Raw genomic sequence first — 22,256 nt, 5'->3', positions numbered from 1 at the left:
GAATCTTCAGGAAAACCCATCCATCCGTCGCAGTAGCGCGAACTCCGTGCATCAATCAAAGTACGGCTCGGTGCGCCGGCCGTCCCGGAAGATGTGGATGACGATGATCCGAACGAAGCAACGCACAGTACTGGTCGCCTCGATGCTGACGGCCGCGGTGCTGGGGATGTCGGCCTGCTCGGACGATTCCTCGGATTCGGCGTCCTCGACGTCGACCTCCGCAGGCTCCTCCTCCATGGCCGCGACGACCACCTCGGGCGCCATGAACGCCGGCTCGAACCCGGTCGGGCCGGGCTGCGCGGAGTACGCCGCGCAGGTGCCGAGCGGCGCGGGCTCGGTGTCGGGGATGGCGCAGGACCCGGTCGCCACCGCCGCCTCGAACAACCCGCTGCTCAAGACGCTGACGCAGGCGGTCTCCGGGCAGCTGAACCCGCAGGTGAACCTGGTGGACACGCTGAACGGCGGGCAGTTCACCGTGTTCGCGCCGGTCGACTCGGCCTTCGCCAAGATCGACCCGGCCACCATCGAGTCGCTGAAGACCGACTCGGCGACGCTGACCAAGATCCTCACCTACCACGTGGTGCCGACCCAGGTGGCGCCGGACGCCATCGCCGGCACGCACGCCACGGTCGAGGGACAGACGGTCACCGTCACCGGTACCCCCGAGAACCTGAAGGTGAACGAGGCCGGGGTGATCTGTGGCGGCGTCAAGACCGCGAACGCCACGGTCTACCTGATCGACACCGTGCTCATGCCGCCTGCCTGATCAGGGCGAACGCCGGGAAGCGCGGGTCGGATCGGCCCGTGCTTCCCGGTCGTGCGTGCACTGGACGACTGGAGCTTCGATGAGCGACCCGGAGCCGGCCCGGCCGGACCTCCTCGACCTGGCGTACCCGTATGCGCTGGACGCGGTCGCCGAGATCGAGCGCAGGCACATCGATGATCGGCTGCGCGGCGCCGACTCGGCGACCGCCGCCGAGTTCGCCGCGCTGGTGCACGGGGTGCGCGAGGCCATGGCGGTGGTCAGCGCGCTCGATGCGCGGCGGCCACCCGCACACCTGGAGCACGCGGTGCTGCGCGCCATCGATGCGGCGATGGGTGGTTCCGTACGCACCGCGACCGACGCCGCAGGCACGTCGGCGAGTGAGCTCCGCCCGGCGCCTGCGGGTGAAGTCGGGAGGCGGCGCTGCCGTGCCGACTCTCGGTCGTGGCTCGGAGCCGCGACCCCGCACCGCCCGACCCGGGCGCAGCAGCTCGGCACCTCGAAATTCCTTCCGATCGCCGCGGCCGCCGCCCTCGCGGTGCTGGCCGGGCTCGGCGCGGCGATCCTGCTGCAGCAGCGGGAATCCGGCCTGCCGGTGGCGCTGCGCGCGGACACCGTGCTCGGCCAGCCGGACGTCAGGGGCCGGGCCGCCGAACTACCCGCGGGCGGCACCCTCACGGTCACCTCGTCGGCGCGGCTCGGCGCCGCCACCGTCTCCTTCGCGGCGCTGCCGGAGCCGCCCGCCGGGCACTGCTACCAGATGTGGCTGCTCGCCGGGGACGGAACGCCGCGCTCGGTGGGGGTGATGGAGCACGCGCCGACGCCGGGGTCGAACGTGGTGCTGCGTACCGGGACCGATGACGCGCTCGCGGTGACCATCGAACCGGGACACGGCTCCGCGCAGCCGACCGGTACCACGCTGGTGCGCATTCCGCTGACCTGAATCGTCCCCCTCCGTGCGCCGATGCCGGACCGTAGCCCCGTCCATGGGTTAGCGTGTCGCGTGGCTCGGCAGGCAGCGATGACAGGGGAGAAGATGGCGGTGACCCGTCGGCGGTTCCTGGGTGCGATGGCGCTCGGGGGAGTAGCGACGACGGTCGGCATGCCGGTCGCGGCGGCGGCCGAGCCGGAGGTGCTCGGCGTGGGCGACCCCCGCTACCTGCCGCTGACCATGCGCGGCTACAACCGTCGGTTCACGGCGCGGCCGTCGAAGATCTTCCTGCCCGGTGACGCGGAGCAGGTCCGGCTCGCGGTGGAGCGCTCGCTCGGCGAGGGGCTCACCCTCGGCGTCCGCTCCGGCGGGCACTGCTTCGACGACTTCGTCGACAACGACCGCACCCGCTCGCTCATCGACCTGAGCAAGCTCACCGGCATCGGCTGGGACGCCGGGCACGGCGCCTTCTCGGTGGGCCCCGGCGCCGAGCTCAGCGCGGTCTATCAGGCGCTGCACCCGTGGAACGTCACGCTGCCCGCCGGCATCTGCCTCGCCGTCGGGATCGGCGGGCACGTCTGCGGCGGCGGGTACGGGCCGCTCTCGCGCAGCCGCGGGCTGGTCGCCGACCACCTGTACGGCGTCGAGGTGGTCACCGCGAACGCGGACGGCACCGCGAGCCTCGTCCTCGCCACGAGGGACGGCCCGCACAGCGACCTCTGGTGGGCGCACACCGGCGGTGGCGGCGGCAATTTCGGCATCGTCACCCGCTACCTCTTCCGCTCGCCGGACGCCGACGGCGGCGACCCGGCCCGCGCGCTGCCCCGCTCGCCCGGCGGCATGCTGCACGGAAGGCTGCTGCTCCCGGTCACCACCGAGGAGTCGTTCGTCCGGTTCCTCGGCAACTACCTCGCCTTCCACGAGCAGCACGGCGCCCCCGGCGACCCCTTCGCCGGGCTCTACGCGCCGCTCAACTTCCGCACCGACGTGGTCGCCAGCGCCGAGGTGCTGATCTTCTTCGACGCCGACGCGCCGGACGCGCGGGCCAGGGTGGACGAGTTCGTCGCGGCGATCACCGCCGGGGTGACGCCGGGGGCGGTGGTGCAGCCGATCGAGCGCAGCTCCTACGCGGACACCGTCTCGAAGGTCTACTACCCGAAGGGTGCCGTCTATCCGCGGGTCAAGGTGAAGGCGGCGTACCTGCGCAAGGCGTACGACACCGAGCAGTTGCGGGCGCTCTACCGGCACGTCACCAACCCCGGGGTGGTCGGCGAATCGCAGCTGGAGTTCCTTCCGTTCGGCGGGGCGATCAATGCCGTGGCGCCGGAGGCAACGGCTTTCCCGGCTCGGGACACCATGATGAAGATGCTCATCCACGCGGCGTGGCGCTTGCCCGGGGACGACGAGCGGTTCCTTGGCTGGGCGCGGGAGATGTACCGCGACGTCTACGCCGGGTCCGGCGGAGTGCCGGTGCCCGGCGCGGCGCACGGCGGCAGTTACATCAACTACCCCGATCCCGATCTCGCCGATCCGCGCTGGAACAGCTCGGGCGTGCCGTGGCACGCGCTGTACTACGGCGGCAACTACGCCAGGCTGCTCGAGGTCAAGCAGCGGTACGACCCGGCGGGGGCGTTCCAGCACGCGCTCTCGATCGGGCGACCCGACTGGTCGTGATGCCGCGGCCCCGCCGGGGCGCGTCGGCCCGCCCGACGTGTTCCCGGTGGGCCGGGCCGGTTCCGGTCAGGTGAGTGCGAGGACCCGGCAGGGGCCGCCGGTACCCCCGGTGTGCTTGGGTGCGCCGACCACCACCGTCGCCCCCGCCGCGGGTGCCGCCGCCAGGTCGGCGAGCATTTCCACGCCGTAGCGGCCGCTGCCGAGAATCGCGGTGTGCGCGGGGCTGTCCCGCGCCACCCCGCGGTCGAGGCTGAGCGTGTCGATGCCGAAGCCGACGACGCCGCACTCGGTGACCAGGTGGGTCGCGGCCTCCGGCGTCCAGCCGGGGGTGCGCTGGGTGCCGGTGGCGTCGAGGTTGAGGAAGGTGGCCTGCTCGGCCAGCCGCGACTCCCAGCCGGTGAGCGCGGCGACGAAGGCGCGCTCGGGGATGTCGCCGTGTGCGGCGCGCCAGGCGTCGATGTCGGCGACGGTCACCGCGGCGTCGGGGTCGCCGGCCACGCGGGCGCGGATGTCGAGCACCACCAGCGGGGCCACCAGGTCCGCCGGGGCGATCAGGTCGACGCTGCCGCCGCCGGGGACGCGGTGCAGCGGGGCGTCCACGTGCGTGCCGGTGTGTTCCCAGTAGGCGATGGCGTGCTGGGCGAAGCCGCCGCGCTCGTAGGTCGCCACCGGGACGCTCGCGAACGGCGGGTTGCCCGGCCAGACGGGGAGGTTCGGGCCGAGCGGGTGGGTCAGGTCGAGCACCACGCCCGATCCGGCCCCGGCCGGTGCGGCGGCGGCCACGGTGGCCGCGCCGAACGCAGCCAGACCCGCTCCGAGCAACGCGCGCCTGCGCGGAACCCCGGTGCGCGGCGCCTCCCCGCCGGGGCGAACGCCATCCGGCGCGGCCGTGCTGTGGCCCTCGGCTCCCCCAGCCGCGCGGGTGCCAGCGGGCGAACCCGCCTCCGGACCCGCATCGGCGCTGTCGGGCGAACCGGCCGCCGCCGCGCGAGCGCTCCCCGCCGTGGAGCGGCGATTCCCCCGCGCCATGTCGTGCGCGAACCGGACGATCCGGGGCGCGCACATCAGCGGCGTCCCGGCCGCAGTACCGAACTCATGCCGGACACCCTAGGCGGACCGGTCGGTCGGCGGCGGTACCTCGGCTCAGAGACTGACCTCCGGCCAGCTCCACTCCGCGACACACGGAATGTCCTCGCCGTGCTCGCGGGTCCAGGCCCGGGCGCGGAAGCGCGCGTCCACCATCTCCTGGCGCAGCCCGGCGGCGCGCTCGCGCAGCTCCGGCACCCGGTCGATGACGTCGGTGACCAGGTGGTAGCGGTCCAGGTCGTTGAGCATCACCATGTCGAAGGGCGTGGTGGTCGTGCCGTTCTCCTTGTACCCGCGCACGTGCAGCCCGTCGTGGTTGGCGCGCCGGTAGGTGAGCCGGTGGATCAGCCACGGATAGCCGTGGAAGGCGAAGATGACCGGGCGGTCGCGGGTGAAGAGCGTGTCGAACTCGCGGTCCGGCAGCCCGTGCGGGTGCTCCTCGCGGGGCAGCAGCCGCATCAGGTCGACCACGTTCACCACCCGGACCCGCAGGTCGGGTAACCGCTCGCGCAGGATGGCGGCCGCGGCCAGCGTCTCCAGCGTCGGCACGTCGCCCGCGCAGGCGAGCACGACGTCCGGGCTGCTGCCGGTGCTGTCGCCGGTGCCTGCCCACTCCCAGATGCCCGCGCCGCGCGCGCAGTGCGCGGCGGCCTCGTCCACGGTGAGCCAGTCCGGCCCCGGCTGCTTGCCCGCCACCACCACGTTCACCAGGTGCCTGGAGCGCAGGCAGTGGTCGTAGGTGGCGAGCAGGGTGTTGCCGTCCGGCGGCAGGTACACCCGGACGATCTCCGGCTTCTTGTTCAGCACCACGTCGAGGAAGCCGGGGTCCTGGTGCGTGAAGCCGTTGTGGTCCTGCCGCCAGACGTGCGAGGAGAGCAGGTAGTTCAGGCTCGGCACCGGGCGCCGCCACGGCACCGCCGCGCTGGCGTCCAGCCACTTGGCGTGCTGGTTGAACATGGCGTCGACGATGTGGATGAACGCCTCGTAGCAGGTGAAGAGGCCGTGCCTGCCGGTCAGCAGGTACCCCTCGAGCAGCCCCTGGCACAGGTGCTCGGAGAGCACCTCGATCACCCGGCCGCGGCGGTCGAGCCCCACGTCGAACTCGCCGACCTCGGCCTGCCAGTCCCGGCCGGTCACCTCCAGGATGTCCTGCAGCCGGTTGCTGGCCAGCTCGTCGGGGGCGAAGGTGAGGAAATTGTCCGGGTTGGCCGCGGTGACGTCGCGCAGCCAGCCGCCGAGTACCCGGGTGGCCTCGTGCGAGCCAGCGCCGGGCGCGGGCACCTCGACGCCGTACTCGTGCCAGTCCGGCAGCCGCAGGTCGCGCACGAGCGCGCCGCCGTTGGCGACCGGGTTGGCGCTCATCCGGCGCTCCCCGGACGGGTTCAGCGCGTCCAGTTCGGGGGTGGGCGCCCCGGACTCGCCGAACAGCTCCTCCGGCCGGTAGGAGCGCAGCCACTGCTCCAGCACCGCGCGGTGCTCGTCGTCGCCGCGGGCGTTCGGCAGCGGCACCTGGTGCGCGCGGAAGGTGCCCTCGACCCGGTCCCCGTCGACCACCGGCGGGCAGGTCCAGCCCTTCGGGGTGCGCAGCACGATGAGCGGCCAGGTCGGGCGGGCGGTGTCGCCGTCGCGCGCGGCGCGCTGGATCTCGGCGATCCGGTCCAGCGCGCCGTCCACCGCGGCCGCCAGCGCCTGGTGCACCTCGGCCGGGTCGCTGCCCGCCACGATCACCGGGTCGTAGCCGTAGCCGCGGAAGAGGGCGCGCAGCTCGTCCTCGGGTATCCGGGCGAGCAGCGTCGGGTTGGCGATCTTGTACTCGTTCAGCGCCAGGATCGGCAGCACCGCGCCGTCCCTGGCCGGATTGATGAACTTGGCCGAGTGCCAGCTCGCGGCCAGCGGCCCGGTCTCCGCCTCGCCGTCGCCGACCACGCAGAACACCGTCAGGTCCGGGTTGTCCAGCGCGGCGCCGAAGGCGTGCAGCAGCGAGTAGCCGAGTTCGCCGCCCTCGTGGAAGGAGCCGGGCGTCTCCGGGGCGCAGTGGCTCGGCACCCCGCCGGGGAAGGAGAACTGGGCGAAGAAGGCCGCCATGCCGTCGCTGTCCCGCGAGATGTGGCCGTACAGCTCGGAGTAGGTGCCCTCGAGCCAGGCGCAGGCGTTCGGGCCGGGGCCGCCGTGGCCGGGGCCCGCGACGAAGACCGCGCTGAGGTCGCGCTGCCGGATGGCCCGGCTGGCGTGCGCCCAGACCAGGTTCAGCCCCGGCACGGTGCCGAAGTGGCCGAGCAGCCGCGGCTTGATGTGCCCGGCCGCGAGCGGCTCGCGCAGCAGCGGGTTGGCCATCAGGTAGATCTGCCCGACCGAGAGGTAGTTGGCCGCGCGCCACCAGGCGTCGAGCGCGGTGAGTTCGGCGCGGTCGAGCGGGCCGGGGGCGGCGCCGAGGTCGTAGCGGCGCGGCGCGATCGTCGCGCCGCCGCCGCTGTCGGTGTTGTCCGCCGAGGTGTCGCCTCCGGCGCTGGCCAGCCGCGTCATCCGCGGGCTCCTCCCGTGCGGCGCGAGGTCGGGGGCGCTCGTCGCGCCGCACCGGGCTTCGCGGGTGTGAATCCATGGGCGGGTGCCGACCGCGCCGTCGGTCCCGTGGCCGAGCTACCCCTCGCCGGGGGCGCCAATCCGTTTTCGAGCGTAGCCCGGTGGCCCCGCGGCGGCACGCCGGACGATAGGGTCCGCCGCATGCGAATTCTCCGCAGGATCATCGGGATCGGCGCCGTCGCCGTGGCGGCGAGCGGGCTCGTCGCGTGCGGCTCGGACGATTCGAGCACCGCCACCGCGACGACGACCACCGCCCGGGCCGCGAGCTCAGCCGCGGCGGCGCCCGCGCCGAAGGGCCGCGAGTGCACCGCCGACGACATCGGCGTCGACGGCGGCTTCGGCACCGCGCCGGTCATCACCCTGCCGGACGACTGCGACCCGCCGAAGCAGCTGATCACCGAGGACCTGGTGCCTGGCTCCGGCCCCGGCGCGCAGCCCGGCCAGCAGCTCACCATGAACTACTCGCTGGTGACCTGGTCGAACAAGAAGAAGCTGGACAGCTCCTTCGACCGCGACGAGACCTTCCCGCTCACCCTCGGCGCCGGTCAGGTGATCGAGGGCTGGGACACCGGGCTGGTCGGGGTGCAGCAGGGCGCCCGCCGGTTGCTGATCGTGCCGCCGGATCTCGGCTACGGTCAGGGCGGCCGCGGGATCGCGGCGAACGAGACCCTGGTCTTCGTGACCGACGCCGTGCAGATCGGCAGCTGAGTCCGCGACCACCCGCCGGATGCGGGGCCGCGCGAGTGGTCCACTACCCTTGTCGGGATGCCTGACGCCGCACCAGCGCCGTCCGGCGAGCGCGGGATCGCCACGGTCGACGGCCGGGGATTCGCCCGCGCCCGGCGGCGGGGGAGCGGCTGCCCCGCGCGGCATGGCCCGGCGGGTGAGGTACGCGAATGCCGACACCGAACGACGAACAAGGAGCATGTCCGTGAAGAGCACCGTCGAGCAACTGAGCCCGACCCGGGTCCGGATCAATGTCGAGGTGCCCTTCGAGGAGCTGAAGCCGGACTTCGACCGGGCCTACAAGGCGCTGGCCAAGCAGGTCCGGATCCCCGGCTTCCGCCCGGGCAAGGCGCCCGCCCGGCTGCTCGAGGCGCGGCTCGGCCGCGGCGCCATCCTGGAGCAGGTCGTCAACGACGCGCTGCCCGCGCGCTACAGCGAGGCCGTCACCACGGCCGAGGTCAAGGTCATCGGCCAGCCGGAGATCGAGATCACCAAGATCGAGGACGGCCAGGAGCTGGCCTTCTCGGCCGAGGTCGACATCCGCCCCGAGGTCGTGCTGCCGGACTACAGCTCGCTCTCGGTCACCGTCGACGCCTTCACCATCGACGATGCCGACATCGATGAGCAGCTGCAGTCGCTGCGCCAGCGCTTCGGCACCCTGAGCGGCGTCGAGCGGGCCGCGCAGGACGGCGATTTCGTCTCCATCGACCTCTCCGCCACCGTGGACGGCGCGGAGGTGCCGGAGGCGGCCACCACCGGGCTCTCGCACGAGGTCGGCTCCGGCCAGCTCATCGAGGGGCTGGACGAGGCGCTGATCGGCCTCTCGGCGGGCGAGTCCAAGGAGTTCACCACCAAGCTGGTGGCGGGCGAGCACGCCGAGCAGGAGGCCGTCGTCACCGTCACGCTGCAGTCGGTCAAGGAGCGCGAGCTGCCCGAGGCGGACGACGAATTCGCCCAGCTGGCCAGTGAATTCGACACCCTGGACGAGCTGAAGGACGACCTGCGCACCCGGGTCGAGCGGGTCAAGAAGGTGCAGCAGGCCGGCGAGATCAGGGACAAGGTGCTCGAGGCCCTGCTGGAGCAGGTCGAGGTGCCGCTGCCGGACGCCGTCGTGCAGGCCGAGGTCGACGCGCTGGTGCACGACGCCGTGCACGGCTTCGACCACGACGAGGCCAAGTTCGCCGAGTCGCTGGAGGCGCAGGGCAGCAGCCGCGAGGAGTTCGACTCCGACACTCGCGCGGCGGCCGAGAAGTCGGTGAAGACCCAGCTGCTGCTGGACGCCATCGCCGAGAAGGACAACACCCAGGTCGGCCAGGACGAGCTCACCGAGCGGATCCTTTTCCAGGCGCAGCGCTACGGCATGGCCCCGGAGCAGTTCATCCAGCAGGTGCAGCAGGCGGGCCAGCTCGGCGCGGTCTTCGCCGACGTGCGCCGCGGCAAGGCGCTGGCGGGCGTGGTCGGCCAGGTCACCGTGACCGACTCCGATGGCAACGCGGTCGACACCGGCGAGCTCTTCGGTGAGCCGGAGGCCGAGGAGGTCGAGGCCGACGTGGTCGAGGCAGCCGACGCCGACGAGACCGAGACCGCCGTCACCGCGAAGGCGGAGTGACGCCGATGCCGCGAGCAGCGCGCCGCCTGGTGTGCGGTGTGATTGCGCTGTGAGCGAAGAGGGGCGGTACCGGGAGTTCGGTGCCGCCCTGCTTCGTTAATGTTTGTGACAGTGAAGCGATGGCTGTGTGGCGCATCAGCGACGAGCCGGTGAGAGAGGGCAGGTATTCGTGGAAAACAATCAGGCGGGGGTGCGCATGACATCCGCAACTGCAGGACTCAACCTCAGTGATTCGGTGTACGAGCGGCTGCTGCGCGAACGCATCATCTTCCTCGGTACGCAGGTCGACGACGATATCGCCAACAAGCTGTGCGCCCAGATCCTGCTGCTCACGGCGGAGGATCCGACCCGCGACATCGCGCTCTACATCAACTCCCCCGGCGGCTCGGTCACCGCGGGCATGGCGATCTACGACACCATGCAGTTCGCCGAGTGCGACATCCGCACCGTCGGCATGGGGCTGGCCGCCTCGATGGGGCAGTTCCTGCTCACCGCGGGCACCAAGGGCAAGCGCTACGCGCTGCCGCACGCGCGGATCATGATGCACCAGCCGTCGGCGGGCATCGGCGGCTCGGCGGCCGACATCGCGATCATGGCGGAGCAGTTCGCGCACACCAAGCGGGAGCTGAACGAGCTGCAGGCGCAGCACACCGGCAAGTCGGTGGAGCAGGTCGCCGCCGACGCCGATCGCGACCGCTGGTTCACCGCGAAAGAGGCGCTGGAGTACGGCTTCGTCGACCACGTGGTCAGCCACGCGAACCAGGCCAACGGCGCGGGCGCCTGAGCGCCACGCCGAGACAGACCCCGCCCGGACCCGGACGTCCGGCTGCCGCACAGACTTTGGAGACGAACATGGTCAACCCGACCGATCCGCGCGCCGGCCTCTCCGGCGTCGCTCCGCAGGGTGCGCAGTCGCGCTACATCCTGCCGTCCTTTATCGAGCACTCCAGCTTCGGCGTCAAGGAGTCGAACCCCTACAACAAGCTCTTCGAGGAGCGCATCATCTTCCTCGGCGTGCAGGTGGACGACGCCTCGGCCAACGACATCATGGCGCAGCTGCTGGTGCTGGAGTCGCTCGACCCGGACCGTGACATCACCATGTACATCAACTCGCCCGGCGGCTCCTTCACCTCGCTGATGGCGATCTACGACACCATGCAGTACGTGCGCGCCGACGTCGCGACGGTCTGCCTCGGCCAGGCCGCCTCGGCCGCCGCGGTGCTGCTCGCCGCGGGCACCCCCGGCAAGCGCGCCTGCCTGCCGAACGCCCGCGTGCTGATCCACCAGCCGTCGCTGGAGGGTGGCATCCAGGGCCAGGTCTCCGACCTGGAGATCCAGGCTGCGGAGATCGAGCGCATGCGCAGGCTGATGGAGACCACCCTGGCCAGGCACACCGGCAAGGACGCGGACACCATCCGCAAGGACACCGATCGCGACAAGATCCTGACCGCCGAGGCGGCCAGGGACTACGGGATCATCGACACGGTTTTCGACTACCGGAAGCTGAGCGCACAGAAGTGAAGACCCGCCCACGCGGCCGGACCCGTCGGTGTGACGGGTCCGGCCGCATGGGTATCGGCGCGGTGCGCGGTGCCGGTTTCCGGTGAGACCACGCACACGCCGGGCGAGAAACATGCCCGAGTTGTCGACCTGCGTCGCAGATGTCGGTTACGGTCGACACAGGGACCTCGGCTCCCGGTTGACAGCCTGGCTGTCGACAACGCCGCCCCGCCCGCCACACCGGTGGATCGACCGTCGTGACGACGAGTGTTCGCCTCGGCACCGAGCGTGTCGTGACGGCGGCGGGGCCGCAGCGCGGACGGACGTCGCCGCGGTGCGGACGAACGGCGGACAGCTGGCAGCCGGGAACAACGGTTGCACGCGGACAAGGAAGTAGGGACCCACGAGATGGCGCGCATCGGTGATGGCGGCGATCTGCTCAAGTGCTCGTTCTGCGGAAAGAGCCAGAAGCAGGTCAAGAAGCTCATTGCGGGACCAGGGGTGTACATCTGCGACGAGTGCATCGATCTCTGCAACGAGATCATCGAGGAGGAGCTCGCCGAGTCGAGCGAGGTCAAGCTGGACGAGCTGCCCAAGCCGCAGGAGATCCGGGACTTCCTGGAGAACTACGTGATCGGGCAGGACACCGCGAAGCGCACCCTCGCCGTCGCCGTGTACAACCACTACAAGCGGATCCAGGCGGGCGACAAGAGCCGGGACAGCCGGGGTGAGACGGTCGAGCTGGCCAAGTCGAACATCCTGATGCTCGGCCCCACCGGCTGCGGCAAGACCTACCTGGCGCAGACGCTGGCCAAGATGCTCAACGTGCCCTTCGCGATCGCGGACGCCACCGCGCTCACCGAGGCGGGCTACGTCGGCGAGGACGTCGAGAACATCCTGCTCAAGCTGATCCAGGCCGCCGACTACGACGTCAAGCGCGCCGAGACCGGCATCATCTACATCGACGAGGTCGACAAGATCGCCCGCAAGAGCGAGAACCCGTCGATCACCCGCGATGTCTCCGGCGAGGGCGTGCAGCAGGCGCTGCTGAAGATCCTGGAGGGCACCCAGGCGAGCGTGCCGCCGCAGGGCGGGCGCAAGCACCCGCACCAGGAGTTCATCCAGATCGACACCACCAACGTGCTGTTCATCGTCGCGGGGGCGTTCGCCGGGCTGGAGAAGATCATCTCCGACCGCACCGGGCACCGCGGCATCGGCTTCGGCTCCGAGGTGCGCTCCAAGGCCGAGATCGACACCGCCGACCACTTCGGCGAGGTCATGCCGGAGGATCTGATCAAGTTCGGGCTCATCCCCGAGTTCATCGGCCGGCTCCCGGTCGTCGCCTCGGTGACCAACCTGGACAAGGAATCGCTGGTCAAGATCCTCTCCGAGCCGAAGAACGCGCTGGTCAAGCAGTACGTCCGGCTCTTCGAGATGGACGGCGTCGACCTGGAGTTCACCGACGACGCGCTGGAGGCGGTGGCCGACCAGGCCATCCTGCGCGGCACCGGCGCCCGCGGCCTGCGGGCGATCATGGAGGAGGTCCTCCAGCCCGCGATGTACGACATCCCCAGCCGCGACGATGTCGCCAAGGTGGTCGTCACCGCGGACACGGTGAACGACAACGTGCTGCCGACCATCGTGCCGCGCAAGCAGCAGCGCACCGAGCGCCGCGAGAAGTCGGCGTAGTTTTCTCCCGCTCCCCGGGCGAGCAGCTCGCCCGGGGCAGGCGGAAACATTCGGTGTAGCGAGGTCGCACAGCGGGTACTCGGTAGGGAAGGTTGAGATACACCAGCCCAGTTCCGAGGCATTCCTTTCGAGGCTCTGATCCCGGGGCGCTCCGCCCCGCCGACCCCGGTCGACGCGAACGCACAGGACCGAGGTCCTCATGATCGTTCTCGCCCCACCCCGTCAGCCCATCGCACCGCCCGCCCCCGCCGCCAAGCGCGGCAGCCCAGCGGATCGGCTCCGCGTCGCGGTCACGCACCCGGGCGCCGCGCTGACGCTCTGCGCCGTCGCCGGTGATGTGGACGGCTACACCGCCGAGATCTTCGCCCGCAGGCTCGGAGCCGCACTGGATCTGCCCGCGCCGCTGGTCGCGGTGGATCTGTCCAAGGTCACCTTCTTCGGCAGCGCCGGGCTGCGCGCGCTGCTCCACATCCGCGCCGAACTCGAGGGAGCCGGGCGCTCGCTGTGCGTGCTGGCCGGTACCCCGTGCGTGGACCGGCTGCTGGCGGTCGCCGCGGTGGAACCGCCGGTGCGTACGGTCCGCGACCTGGCGGCAGCGGCTGCGCTCGCCGCTCGGACGAGCTAGCCGGCGCCGAGCTCGCCACTCGGGCGAGCCGGCGGTTCGCCGCGGCCGGATCCGGCCCTACCCCTCGACCTTCATGTCGTCCTGGCCCCAGTAGGCCCGCATGTGCGTGATCCGGCCGTCGGCGTCGAACTCCATTACATCGATCGGTGAGACCACGAAGCTCTGGTCACCGAACTTCGTGGTCAGCGTGAACTGGAAGGCGGCGTGCCCCTCGACCGCGCGCACGGTGCCCTCGGTGAGCTCGGTCGAGCGCTCCAGGCCGGTGATGACGTCGTAGAACGCGGCGATCTCGGCGTGGCCCTTCTTCGGCTCGGTGCCGACCGGATCCTCGATCACGGCGTCGTCGGCGTAGAGCGCCACGATATCCGCGGTCGAACCGGAGCCGACCAGTTCGACGTATCGGAGCACCACGTCGCGGATCTGCTGTGCCATGCCAACCTCTGTTTCCGAGCGAAAGTGGAACGTGTTCTAGTTCGCAGGGTAGCAGGGTGCGCGGTCGGCTCGGTCCGGAAACAGGGTGGGAAGCGTCGTCGATTCCCTCGGGTTCGCCGTTGAACCCGGTGTTCCGAAGCCATACCCGAATGTCGGGTTGCCGGGATGGTGCGTTACCTCATAGTGGTGCAGACGGGCTATGACGGCGGGATTCATCGCGTTCGCACGGCGTTTTTCCGGTGTGTCGGCCGTTCGGCGCCGATCCGGTGCTGTCTAATCGGTCCGGTTGATTCAGATGTTCGATGTGACGAGTGAAAGCGGAGGAGAAATGGCACTGCCCACGATGACCGCCGAACAACGCTCGGAAGCGCTGGCCAAGGCGGCGGCGGTTCGGAAGGCACGCTCGGAGCTGATCGGCAAGGTGAAGTCCGGCAAGGTGAGCGTCGCCGATCTCCTGAAGAAGGCGGACTCGGACGAGCTGGTCAAGAAGACCAAGGTGGCCGCCGTCATCAAGGCACTGCCCGGGGTCGGCCCGGTCAAGGCCGCGAAGCTGCTCGACCAGGCCGACATCCCCGAGGACCGCCGGATCGGTGGCCTCGGTGCGCGGCAGCGGGCCGCGCTGCTCGACGCGCTCGCTCCCTGACGCACTACATTTCCAGGTATGACCGGGGAATCGACGCTCACCTCCGTGGCCTGGCTCTGCCTGCGGGAGCGCAGGCTGCTGGCCGTCCGGACCGAAGGCAGGGACGCCTTCTACCTGCCGGGCGGCAAGCCGGAGCCGGGGGAGACCCTGGCCCGCGCACTGGTTCGCGAAGTGCGCGAGGAGGTCGGCGTCGACCTGGAACCGCACGGGATCACGCCCGTGGTGACGATCACCGCGCCTGCCCACGGGCTTCCCGGGACCCTGGTCGAGATGCACTGCTTCACCGCGCCGGGGCACGGCACGCCAGCCCCGGCGGCGGAGATCGCGGAGCTGGCGTGGTTCGGGCCGGAGGACGCGCATCGCTGCGCCCCGGCCGTGGTCGAGGCGCTGGAGCACATCACCGCGCGGGGCGCGTGGTCGGGGTTCTGAGGGGTTCCCGTCGCTGTTCGTCGGTGGCGAGGACGCGGTGCTCGCCCGCGTAGATGTTCATGGTCTCGCCGCGCAGGAAACCGACGAGGGTGAGGCCGGACTCCACGGCCAGGTCGACGGCGAGCGAGCTCGGGGCGGAGACCGCGGCCAGCAGCGGGATCCCGGCGAGCACCGCCTTCTGCACCAGCTCGAAGGAGGCTCGGCCGCTCACCACGAGCAGCAGGTCGTGCAGCGGAACCCGGTGCTCCCGGAGCGCCCAGCCGACCACCTTGTCCACCGCGTTGTGCCTGCCGATGTCCTCCCGCACGCAGACCATCCCGCCCGCCGGGGTGAAGAGGCCGGCGGCGTGCAGTCCGCCGGTGGCGTCGAAGACCGACTGCTCGGCGCGCAGCGTCTCCGGCAGCCCGGCCAGCACCTCGGGCGGGACGACCGGGCCGGTGCCGGTCAGCGGGTACGCGGTGCTGGTGTGCACCTGGTCGAGCGCGGTGCGGCCGCAGAGCCCGCAGGCGCCGGTGGTGAGCACCTTGCGGGCGGGAACCGCCGCCGCGTGCCGCAGCTGCACGTCGAGCACGTTGTAGGTGTTGCGGCCCTGGTCGTCGGTGCCCGCGCAGTACCGCGCGCTCACCACCTCGTCGGCGCTCGCGATGACGTTCTCGGCCAGCAGGAAGCCGTGCACCAGGTCGATATCACTGCCGGGGGTGCGCATGGTGACGGTGAGCGACTGCCCGTTCACCCGGATCTCCAGCGGCTCCTCGACCGCGAGCGAATCCGGCCTGGTGATCTCCCCGGCCGGGGTGATGCGGCGCATCCGGCGGCGCGCGGTCACCCGGCTCACGACGGGGCGCCGACGTGCACGTGCGGCTCGATCCGGATCACGACCGCCTTGGAGACCGGGGTGTTCGAGCCGGCCGCCACGTGGTCGAGCGGGACCAGCGGGTTGGTCTCGGGGTAGTAGGCGGCGGCGTTGCCGCGCGGGGTCGGGTAGGGCACCACCCGGAAGGCGATCACCCGGCGCTCGACGCCGTCGGTGAACTCGGAGACCAGGTCGACCAGCTGGTCCGGCTCCAGGCCCAGCTCGGCGATGTCGTCCGGGTGCACCAGCACCACCCGGCGCGCGTTGCGCACGCCGCGGTAGCGGTCGTCCAGGCCGTAGATGGTGGTGTTGTACTGGTCGTGGCTGCGCAGCGACTGCAGGATCAGCCGCCCCTGCGGCACCGGAAGCCAGGTCAGGTCGTTGACCCCGAAGTTCGCCCTACCGGTGCCGGTGTGGAACTCACGCGCGTCGCGCGGCGGGTGCGGCAGCTGGAAACCGTTGCGCGAGCGCACCTTGGCGTTGTAGTCGGCGCAGCCGGGGACGACCCGAGCGATGGCGTCCCTGATCCGGTCGTAGTCGCGGCGGAACTCGCCCCACGGCACCGGGTGCTCCGGGCCGAAGAGCTCGGCCGCCAGCTCGCAGACGATGGCGACCTCGCTGCGCAGCTCCTGGCTCACCGGACGCAGCCGCCCGGTGCTCAGGTGCACCATCGACATGGAGTCCTCCACCGACACCTGCTGCCGCTCGCCGGCCTGCACGTCGGCATCGGTGCGGCCGAGGGTGGGCAGGATCAGCGCGGTCCGGCCGTGTACCACGTGGCTGCGGTTGAGCTTGGTGGAGACCTGCACGGTCAGCCCGCAGGAGCGCAGCGCGGCCTCGGTGACCTCGGTGTCCGGCGAGGCGGAGGCGAAGTTGCCGCCCATCGCCATGAAGAACTTCGCCCTGCCGTCGCGCATGGCCCGGATGGCGTCGACGGTGTCGAAGCCGTGCTCGCGCGGGCTGGTGATGCCGAGCTCGCGGTCGAGCGCGGCCAGGAACGGCTCCGGCATCCGCTCCCAGATGCCCATGGTGCGATCGCCCTGCACGTTCGAGTGGCCGCGCACCGGGCAGACGCCGGCGCCCGGCTTGCCGATCATGCCGCGCAGCAGCAGCAGGTTGGTGGCCTCCTCGATGGTGGCGACGCCGTGCGCCTGCTGGGTCAGCCCCATGGCCCAGCAGATGATGGTGCCCCGCGACCGGGCCAGCCGGTGCGCGGTGCGCTCCAGCTGCGCGCGGGTCAGCCCGGTGGCCTGCTCGACCTCGGCGAGGTCGGCCGCGCGGGCCTGCCGCTCGTACTCGGCGAAGCCCGCGGTGTGCCGCTCGACGAACTCGCGGTCGAGCACGGTGCCCGGCGCGCGGTCCTCGGCCTCGAAGAGCAGCCGGGCCAGGCCGCGGAAGAGCGCCATGTCGCCGCCGAGCCGGATCTGCAGGAAGTCGTCGGCGATCTCGACGCCGGTGATGAGGCCGCGCGGGGTCTGTGGGTCGCGGAAGGCGAGCAGCCCGGCCTCGGGCAGCGGGTTCACCGCGAGCACGGTCGTGCCCGCCTGCTTGGCGTCGCTCAGCGCGCTGAGCATGCGCGGGTGATTGGTGCCCGGGTTCTGCCCGGCCACGATGATCAGGTCGGCCTTCGGGAAGTCGTCGATCGAGACCGAGCCCTTGCCGATGCCGATCGAGCGGGTGAGCGCGGTGCCCGAGGACTCGTGGCACATGTTGCTGCAGTCCGGCAGATTGTTGGTGCCGTAGGCGCGGACCAGGGCCTGGTAGAGGAAGGCGGTCTCGTTGGCGGTGCGGCCGGAGGTGTAGAAGACGGCCTCGTCCGGGGAGTCCAGGGCGCGCAGGCCATCGGCGATCAGGCGGTAGGCGTCGTCCCAGGCGATCGGGCGGTAGTGGGTGTCGCCCGCGCGCAACACCATGGGATGCGTGATCCGGCCCTGTTGGCCGAGCCAGTAGCCGGACTTGGCGGCCAGGTCGGCGATCGAGTGCTCGGCGAAGAACGCCGGGTCGACGGTGCGCAGCGTGGCCTCCTCGGCCACCGCCTTCGCGCCGTTCTCGCAGAACTCGGCGGGGCGCCGGTGGCCGGATGGCTCCGGCCAGGCGCAGCCGGGGCAGTCGAAGCCGTGCACCTGGTTCAGCCTGGTCAGGGTGCGGGCGGTGCGGACGACGCCCATCTCCTCGACCGAGCGCTTCAACGCCACCGCCACCGCCGTGACCCCGGCCGCCTGCTGCTTCGGCGCGCTGACCTCGAGCGCGGCTTCGTCGATGTCGGTCCGCGGGCTGTTGCGATGCATACCCGACACTATCCGCCAAATCGTGGGATGTGTCAGTGCGGTTGGTCCGGGAGGTAGGTGAGGACCCGGTCGCTGATCCGCACCCGTGCCCCCGGCGGGAGCTCGGTGCGGTCGGTGCCGATGCGCGCCCACTCGTCGGTGCCCGGCGCCGCGACGAAGGTGCCCGCGCCGGTCCCGGCGTCGCGGACGAAGACATTGCCGTTGTCGATGTCGACGTAGGCGTGCACCCGGGAGACGTGCCGGTCGCGCGGGAGTACCAGCGGGGCGGCCACGGCGGCCTTGACGGCGGCGTCGGTCTGCGGGCCGCGGCCGATGACGTACGGGCGGTCCAACGGGTAGGCGGTGCCGTCGACCAGCAGGGCGCCGAGCGCACCGCTCTCCGGAGCCGTCACCACCGGCATGACCCTGGTTCCGCTGCCCGTCGCCTTGCGCAGCGCCACTCGGCCCTTGGCGTCCCGGCCCGGGGCCTCGCCCCGGCGCGGGGGGAACATGCGGGCGGACGGGGGTGCGCTGCCGGTGTGCGGGGCGAAGGTGTGTGGGCCCTCCGGGACCTGGGACCAGGCGAGGGGGCGCGGGGGGTCGGGGCGCGGCGGGGCTTTGGCGGTGGGGTCGGCGTCGGCATTGCCCGGGAAGGTGTGGCCGGTGGGCAGGGGTGTGCCTGCCGGGGAGTGGCCGGTGGCTGCGGCGGCGTGGCCCGTCGCGGCGGGGGAGCCCGCGGCCGCGTGGCCGGTCGCAGGGCTCGACGCGGCTCCCGCGTGGCCGGTGGCGGGCCCCGCGGATGCGGCGTCGGCGACGGAGTAGCCGGTTGCGGACGGACTTCCCGCGGCCGCGTGGCCGGTGGGGGGCGATGACGCCGCGGCGGCGTGGCCGGTCGCGGAACGGTTGCCCGCTGCCTTCTGCCTTCCCTTGCCGACCCGGACGGTCGGGCCGGGCTCGGCGGGGGCACCTGCCCCGGGGAGGGCGGCCTCGGCGGCGGTGGCGGGGCCTGCCGAGACGGCCGCCTCGGCGCCGGTGGGCTCAGGGGTGGCGGCGAAGCCGGAGGCTTGGGTCGGGGGCGGCTCCGCGGCCGCGGCGGGCGGCTTCGGGGCGCGGCGGGTGACGGCCTTGCGCCCGCCCACCCGGCGCAGGGCGGCGCGCAGGACGAAACCACCGCCGGGCACCACACCCTCGCGCAGGTCGCTGTGCGCCGCGACGGCGAGCGGGAACGCCTCGTCGGGGCCGACCGAGACGGTGCGCACCGGTTCCCGGACGATCTCGTCCACCCAGGTGAAGGCGCGCTCGCCGGAGAGCGTGCGCACCCCCTCCGCGCCGTGCAGCTGCGCGCTCACCGGCCCGCGGAGCAGCAGCAGGGTGCCGTCCGGGGTCGGCGCGACCACGCCGAACGGCGGCGGCTCCGCGCTCCCGGCGAAGACGACGGCGGCGAGCCGCTGCGCGATCGCGGGCCCGGGCCGCTCGCCGTCGGCGGCCGCGCGCACCGCGCCGAGGATCCGGTCGGTGGCGCCGTTCGCGCTCGCGAGGAAGACGACGACCCCGCCGAACCGGGCGACGAGCCCCGAGCCGGGAACGATCCCGACGGTGGACGTTTCACTGCGCATCCGCGCCCTCCTTCCCGGGACATCCCCAGCCAGCATAGAGGCGGGCGCCCGGTCCCGAGCCCGGTCGGCGGGTGGCGAAGGGCACCGCAGCGGTTGTCCGCGCCGGGCGGAAAGGGCCGCGCCGGAGCAGGCCACGCGGATAGGGTGCCTCCCGTGATCCGCCCCGCCGTCCCCGCCGACCTGCCGACCCTGCAGGAACTGGAGAGAGCCGCCGGGGTGCCCTTCGCGGCGCTCGGCATGCACGCGGTGGCCGAGGACGACCCGCCCGCGCTCGAGCTGCTCGGCGAGTACGTCCGGGCCGGACGGGCCTGGGTCTGGGACGCGGACGGCCCCGCCGGTTATCTGGTCCTCGACCTGGTCGACGGTGCCGCGCACGTGGACCAGGTCTCGGTCGACCCGGCGCTGCGCGGCAGCCGCATCGGCCGCAGGCTGCTCGACCACGCCGCCGCGTGGGCACTGTCGCGCGGCTTGACCGCGCTCACCCTGACCACCTTCGTCGAGGTGCCCTGGAACGGTCCGTACTACCGGCGGCTCGGCTTCCGCTTCCTCGCGCCCGAGGAGGAGACGCCCGGGTTGCGTGCCCTGCGCGCCGCCGAGGCCGCGCACGGCCTCGACCACTGGCCGCGCGCCTGCATGCGCGCCGAACTCGCCGACTGGCGGGCACTGACGGGCTGAGAGCCAGCCGGGCGCCGCACCGCCGGGCAGGCGCGGTGCACGGCCGTCGGCGCTCAGCCGAACGCCGCTTCGGCGGCGGGCAGCGCCGCCTCCCGATCGGCGGCGACGAGCCCGACCCGGCTGCGCCGGTCGAGCAGGTCGTCCGGGGAGAGCGCCCCCTCGTGGCTGATGCCGAAGGCGAATTCGGCGTGCGTGACGTCGCTCCCCGGCGCGATCTGCTCGGCGGAGCCTGCCCCGGCCACGAGCGGCGCCTCGGCGCCGTACCGCTCCAGCAGCCGCTGCGGCGCGACGAGCCGGTCCCGCGCCGCGCCGGCGACGGCGCCGACCAGCGGGAGGTCGCGCGTCCGGCACGGCCCGGCGGTCAACCCGGCGGTCCGCACCGCGGTGTCGACGGCGTCCTCCGCCATCCGGCGGTAGGTGGTGAGCTTGCCGCCGACCACCGTCACCATGCCGGTCGGCGAGACCAGCACCGCGTGCCTGCGCGAGATGTCGGCGGTGGCCCCGCCCTCGGTGCGCAGCAGCGGGCGCAGCCCGGCGAAACTGCCGCGGATATCGCCGCGGGACAGCGGCTCCCGCAGCACCGTGTTGACGACGCCGAGCAGGAAGTCGACCTCGCCGTCGGTCGGCTCGGGGACGTCGGGCACCGGCCCGGGGGCATCCTCGTCGGTGAGCCCGAGGTAGACCCGGCCGTGCGGGGCGGGCAGCGCGAAGACGAAGCGCCCGACGCTGCCCGGCACCGGCACGGTGAGCGCGGCACCGAGCCCGCCGAACGCCGCGTCGTCGAAGACGAGGTGCGTGCCCCGGCTCGGCCGCAGCGAGATGCTCGGGTCGACGGTGTCCGCCCACACCCCTGCCGCGTTCACCACCACCCGCGGCCGCAGCTCGAGCGTCTCGCCGGAGAGGGTGTCGCGCAGCACCGCGCCGCCACGCTCGGCCGCGACCCGGGTGAGCACGAGGGCACCGTGCGCGGCAGCGGTGCGCGCCAGCCCGACCACCAGCCTGGCATCGTCCACCAGCTGCCCGTCCCAGGCCTGCAGCCCGCCGCGCAGCCCGGCGCGGCGCACGGTCGGTGCCAGCCGCAGCGTCTCGGCGGCGGCGATCCGGCGCGAGCGGGGCAGCGTGGCCGCCCCGGTGCCCGCGCCGCGGCGCAGCACGTCGCCCGCGACGAACCCGGCCCGGACGAGGGCGCGCTGCGCGCCGCCGATCCCGGGCAGCAGCGGCACCACCTGCGGCAGCGCGCGGACCAGGTGCGGCGCCGTCCGCTGCAGCAGGATGCCGCGCTCGACCGCGCTCTCGTGCGCGATCCCGACCTGCCCGGAGGCCAGGTACCGCAGCCCGCCGTGCACCAGCTTGGAGCTCCACCGGCTGGTGCCGAAGGCCAGGTCGGCGCGCTCGGCGAGCACCGTGCGCAGCCCTCGGCTCGCCGCGTCCAGCGCGACCCCCGCACCGGTCACGCCGCCGCCGATCACCAGGACGTCGACCGCGGGGTCGGCACCGAGCGCGGCCAGTTCGCGGGCGCGGCGGGCGGCATCGAGGGCGGAGTCGCCGGTCATGGGATTTCCTCTCGATCGGGCCGCAGGTAGCCGTCGACGGCGCGGGTGAGCTCGGCGTCCAGCGCGGGGCCGTCCAGCAGCTCGGCGACGGTACCCGCCGACTGCACCGCGGACTGCACGATGAGCAGCAGCATGGTCGCCATCCGCTCCGGCTCGCCCGCGCGGATGGAGCCGTCCCGCGCGCCGTCGGCGATGGCGGTGGCGAAGAGCTCGATCAGGGCGCGCTGATTGCGGCCCAGTCTGCCGAAGACGTAGGTGAGCATGAGGTCGGTGTCGGTGCGGAAGATCTTGATGAACAGCGGGTTCGCGCGCACCAGCCGCGCGCCGCCGACCACGCCGGTCACCAGCCTCCGCCTGGCGTCGCCGTCGGTGGGCATGCTCGTCGCGACGATGTCGCGCAGCTCGCGGACCAGCAGCTCGGCGATGAGCGAGCCGGTGTCCGGCCAGCGCCGGTAGACCGTCGGCCTGCTCACCCCGGCCCGCCGCGCCACCTCGGTGAGCGTGGTGCGCCGCACCCCGAACTCGGCAACGCAGTCGCGGGCGGCGCGGAAGATCGCGTGGTCGATGGTCTCGGATTCCGGCACGTTTCCCCTCGACTTACTGCT

At 72.6% G+C, this 22,256-nt stretch carries 21 protein-coding genes; 12 read left to right on the top strand and 9 right to left on the bottom strand.

Annotated elements, in window-relative coordinates:
* Positions 1 to 51 precede the first annotated feature (51 nt).
* Positions 52 to 252, bottom strand: a complete 201-nt coding sequence (locus ACFO0B_RS30385) for a hypothetical protein (RefSeq protein ID WP_378617318.1) — start codon at positions 250 to 252, stop codon at positions 52 to 54.
* Here ACFO0B_RS30385 and ACFO0B_RS30380 point away from each other — a divergent pair.
* The 3 genes from ACFO0B_RS30380 to ACFO0B_RS30370 all read left to right on the top strand — a co-directional run bounded on the left by ACFO0B_RS30380 (position 167) and on the right by ACFO0B_RS30370 (position 3,368).
* Entirely contained in the window at positions 167 to 766 is a 600-nt protein-coding gene (locus tag ACFO0B_RS30380) for a fasciclin domain-containing protein (RefSeq protein ID WP_378617298.1), read from the top strand. The two genes, ACFO0B_RS30385 and ACFO0B_RS30380, sit on opposite strands and share 86 nt — an antisense overlap.
* Positions 767 to 845: 79 nt before the next feature.
* Entirely contained in the window at positions 846 to 1,706 is an 861-nt protein-coding gene (locus ACFO0B_RS30375; protein ID WP_378616914.1) for an anti-sigma factor domain-containing protein, read from the top strand.
* A gap of 78 nt (positions 1,707 to 1,784) precedes the next feature.
* Complete coding sequence (locus ACFO0B_RS30370; protein WP_378616912.1) at positions 1,785 to 3,368, top strand: FAD-binding oxidoreductase; 1,584 nt, start codon at positions 1,785 to 1,787, stop codon at positions 3,366 to 3,368.
* Positions 3,369 to 3,434: 66 nt separating this feature from the next.
* On the opposite strand, the gene ACFO0B_RS30365 is transcribed toward ACFO0B_RS30370, so the two are convergent.
* Positions 3,435 to 4,433, bottom strand: coding sequence for a cyclase family protein (locus tag ACFO0B_RS30365; protein WP_378616910.1), 999 nt, complete (start codon positions 4,431 to 4,433; stop codon positions 3,435 to 3,437).
* A 78-nt stretch (positions 4,434 to 4,511) separates the two neighbouring features.
* Positions 4,512 to 6,977, bottom strand: a complete 2,466-nt coding sequence (locus ACFO0B_RS30360; RefSeq protein ID WP_378616908.1) for a phosphoketolase family protein — start codon at positions 6,975 to 6,977, stop codon at positions 4,512 to 4,514.
* Positions 6,978 to 7,175: 198 nt separating this feature from the next.
* On the opposite strand from ACFO0B_RS30360, the gene ACFO0B_RS30355 reads away from it, so the two are divergent.
* The 6 genes from ACFO0B_RS30355 to ACFO0B_RS30330 all read left to right on the top strand — a co-directional run bounded on the left by ACFO0B_RS30355 (position 7,176) and on the right by ACFO0B_RS30330 (position 13,183).
* Entirely contained in the window at positions 7,176 to 7,742 is a 567-nt protein-coding gene (locus ACFO0B_RS30355) for an FKBP-type peptidyl-prolyl cis-trans isomerase (RefSeq protein ID WP_378616906.1), read from the top strand.
* A 223-nt stretch (positions 7,743 to 7,965) separates the two neighbouring features.
* Positions 7,966 to 9,369, top strand: a complete 1,404-nt coding sequence (tig, locus tag ACFO0B_RS30350; protein WP_378616904.1) for a trigger factor — start codon at positions 7,966 to 7,968, stop codon at positions 9,367 to 9,369.
* Positions 9,370 to 9,565: 196 nt separating this feature from the next.
* Positions 9,566 to 10,153 (top strand): ATP-dependent Clp protease proteolytic subunit, encoded by a 588-nt coding sequence (locus ACFO0B_RS30345; protein ID WP_233016497.1) that lies wholly within the window; start codon positions 9,566 to 9,568, stop codon positions 10,151 to 10,153.
* 68 nt (positions 10,154 to 10,221) lie between these two features.
* Positions 10,222 to 10,890, top strand: a complete 669-nt coding sequence (locus ACFO0B_RS30340) for an ATP-dependent Clp protease proteolytic subunit (protein WP_378616902.1) — start codon at positions 10,222 to 10,224, stop codon at positions 10,888 to 10,890.
* Between the two features lie 387 nt (positions 10,891 to 11,277).
* Entirely contained in the window at positions 11,278 to 12,558 is a 1,281-nt protein-coding gene (gene clpX, locus ACFO0B_RS30335) for an ATP-dependent Clp protease ATP-binding subunit ClpX (RefSeq protein ID WP_357021039.1), read from the top strand.
* Between the two features lie 199 nt (positions 12,559 to 12,757).
* A complete protein-coding gene (locus ACFO0B_RS30330; RefSeq protein ID WP_378616900.1) occupies positions 12,758 to 13,183 on the top strand; it encodes an STAS domain-containing protein in 426 nt (141 codons plus the stop codon).
* 57 nt (positions 13,184 to 13,240) lie between these two features.
* Here ACFO0B_RS30330 and ACFO0B_RS30325 read toward each other — a convergent pair whose 3' ends face one another.
* Entirely contained in the window at positions 13,241 to 13,615 is a 375-nt protein-coding gene (locus ACFO0B_RS30325) for a nuclear transport factor 2 family protein (RefSeq protein ID WP_378616898.1), read from the bottom strand.
* Positions 13,616 to 13,943: 328 nt separating this feature from the next.
* Between ACFO0B_RS30325 and mihF the strand changes: the two genes are divergently transcribed.
* The gene (gene mihF, locus ACFO0B_RS30320) at positions 13,944 to 14,258 is read left to right on the top strand and encodes an integration host factor, actinobacterial type (protein WP_067654521.1); all 315 of its coding nucleotides are present in this window, start codon (positions 13,944 to 13,946) and stop codon (positions 14,256 to 14,258) included.
* An 18-nt stretch (positions 14,259 to 14,276) separates the two neighbouring features.
* On the top strand, positions 14,277 to 14,687 hold the full coding sequence (locus ACFO0B_RS30315; protein WP_378616896.1) for an NUDIX hydrolase: 411 nt from the start codon (positions 14,277 to 14,279) through the stop codon (positions 14,685 to 14,687).
* Here the strand turns inward: ACFO0B_RS30315 and fdhD are convergent.
* From fdhD to ACFO0B_RS30300, 3 genes are read right to left on the bottom strand one after another with little or no spacing between them, the layout of a single operon-like run.
* A complete protein-coding gene (gene fdhD / locus ACFO0B_RS30310; RefSeq protein WP_378616894.1) occupies positions 14,656 to 15,522 on the bottom strand; it encodes a formate dehydrogenase accessory sulfurtransferase FdhD in 867 nt (288 codons plus the stop codon). The genes ACFO0B_RS30315 and fdhD overlap by 32 nt on opposite strands.
* Positions 15,519 to 17,828 (bottom strand): FdhF/YdeP family oxidoreductase, encoded by a 2,310-nt coding sequence (locus ACFO0B_RS30305; protein WP_378616892.1) that lies wholly within the window; start codon positions 17,826 to 17,828, stop codon positions 15,519 to 15,521. Before ACFO0B_RS30305 ends, fdhD begins: the two co-directional genes overlap by 4 nt.
* Before the next feature lie 32 nt (positions 17,829 to 17,860).
* The gene (locus ACFO0B_RS30300) at positions 17,861 to 19,423 is read right to left on the bottom strand and encodes an FHA domain-containing protein (RefSeq protein WP_378616890.1); all 1,563 of its coding nucleotides are present in this window, start codon (positions 19,421 to 19,423) and stop codon (positions 17,861 to 17,863) included.
* Between the two features lie 153 nt (positions 19,424 to 19,576).
* Here ACFO0B_RS30300 and ACFO0B_RS30295 point away from each other — a divergent pair, with 153 nt between their 5' ends.
* The gene (locus tag ACFO0B_RS30295) at positions 19,577 to 20,098 is read left to right on the top strand and encodes a GNAT family N-acetyltransferase (RefSeq protein ID WP_378616888.1); all 522 of its coding nucleotides are present in this window, start codon (positions 19,577 to 19,579) and stop codon (positions 20,096 to 20,098) included.
* Positions 20,099 to 20,151: 53 nt separating this feature from the next.
* On the opposite strand, the gene ACFO0B_RS30290 is transcribed toward ACFO0B_RS30295, so the two are convergent.
* On the bottom strand, positions 20,152 to 21,651 hold the full coding sequence (locus tag ACFO0B_RS30290; RefSeq protein WP_378616886.1) for a glycerol-3-phosphate dehydrogenase/oxidase: 1,500 nt from the start codon (positions 21,649 to 21,651) through the stop codon (positions 20,152 to 20,154).
* Complete coding sequence (locus ACFO0B_RS30285) at positions 21,648 to 22,235, bottom strand: TetR/AcrR family transcriptional regulator (RefSeq protein WP_378616884.1); 588 nt, start codon at positions 22,233 to 22,235, stop codon at positions 21,648 to 21,650. The genes ACFO0B_RS30290 and ACFO0B_RS30285 overlap by 4 nt, the downstream gene beginning before the upstream one ends.
* Positions 22,236 to 22,256 lie beyond the last annotated feature (21 nt).

Source organism: Nocardia jiangsuensis, from assembly GCF_042650385.1.
Classification (GTDB): Bacteria; Actinomycetota; Actinomycetes; order Mycobacteriales; family Mycobacteriaceae; genus Nocardia; species Nocardia jiangsuensis.
Note: the sequence above shows the minus strand (reverse complement) of the source record. Positions and strands in the feature narration are given on the sequence as shown.

Excerpts from the sequence above, each read along its gene's own strand:
- ACFO0B_RS30375 (WP_378616914.1), top strand. The coding sequence starts at position 846 with ATGAGCGACCCGGAGCCGGCCCGGCCGGACCTCCTCGACCTGGCGTAC.
- mihF (WP_067654521.1), top strand. The coding sequence starts at position 13,944 with ATGGCACTGCCCACGATGACCGCCGAACAACGCTCGGAAGCGCTGGCC.
- ACFO0B_RS30300 (WP_378616890.1), bottom strand. The coding sequence starts at position 19,423 with ATGCGCAGTGAAACGTCCACCGTCGGGATCGTTCCCGGCTCGGGGCTC.
- ACFO0B_RS30365 (WP_378616910.1), bottom strand. The coding sequence starts at position 4,433 with ATGTGCGCGCCCCGGATCGTCCGGTTCGCGCACGACATGGCGCGGGGG.
- ACFO0B_RS30345 (WP_233016497.1), top strand. The coding sequence starts at position 9,566 with ATGACATCCGCAACTGCAGGACTCAACCTCAGTGATTCGGTGTACGAG.
- ACFO0B_RS30305 (WP_378616892.1), bottom strand. The coding sequence starts at position 17,828 with ATGCATCGCAACAGCCCGCGGACCGACATCGACGAAGCCGCGCTCGAG.
- ACFO0B_RS30380 (WP_378617298.1), top strand. The coding sequence starts at position 167 with ATGTCGGCCTGCTCGGACGATTCCTCGGATTCGGCGTCCTCGACGTCG.
- ACFO0B_RS30330 (WP_378616900.1), top strand. The coding sequence starts at position 12,758 with ATGATCGTTCTCGCCCCACCCCGTCAGCCCATCGCACCGCCCGCCCCC.
- ACFO0B_RS30315 (WP_378616896.1), top strand. The coding sequence starts at position 14,277 with ATGACCGGGGAATCGACGCTCACCTCCGTGGCCTGGCTCTGCCTGCGG.
- ACFO0B_RS30360 (WP_378616908.1), bottom strand. The coding sequence starts at position 6,977 with ATGACGCGGCTGGCCAGCGCCGGAGGCGACACCTCGGCGGACAACACC.
- ACFO0B_RS30325 (WP_378616898.1), bottom strand. The coding sequence starts at position 13,615 with ATGGCACAGCAGATCCGCGACGTGGTGCTCCGATACGTCGAACTGGTC.
- clpX (WP_357021039.1), top strand. The coding sequence starts at position 11,278 with ATGGCGCGCATCGGTGATGGCGGCGATCTGCTCAAGTGCTCGTTCTGC.
- ACFO0B_RS30340 (WP_378616902.1), top strand. The coding sequence starts at position 10,222 with ATGGTCAACCCGACCGATCCGCGCGCCGGCCTCTCCGGCGTCGCTCCG.
- ACFO0B_RS30290 (WP_378616886.1), bottom strand. The coding sequence starts at position 21,651 with ATGACCGGCGACTCCGCCCTCGATGCCGCCCGCCGCGCCCGCGAACTG.
- ACFO0B_RS30370 (WP_378616912.1), top strand. The coding sequence starts at position 1,785 with ATGACAGGGGAGAAGATGGCGGTGACCCGTCGGCGGTTCCTGGGTGCG.
- ACFO0B_RS30355 (WP_378616906.1), top strand. The coding sequence starts at position 7,176 with ATGCGAATTCTCCGCAGGATCATCGGGATCGGCGCCGTCGCCGTGGCG.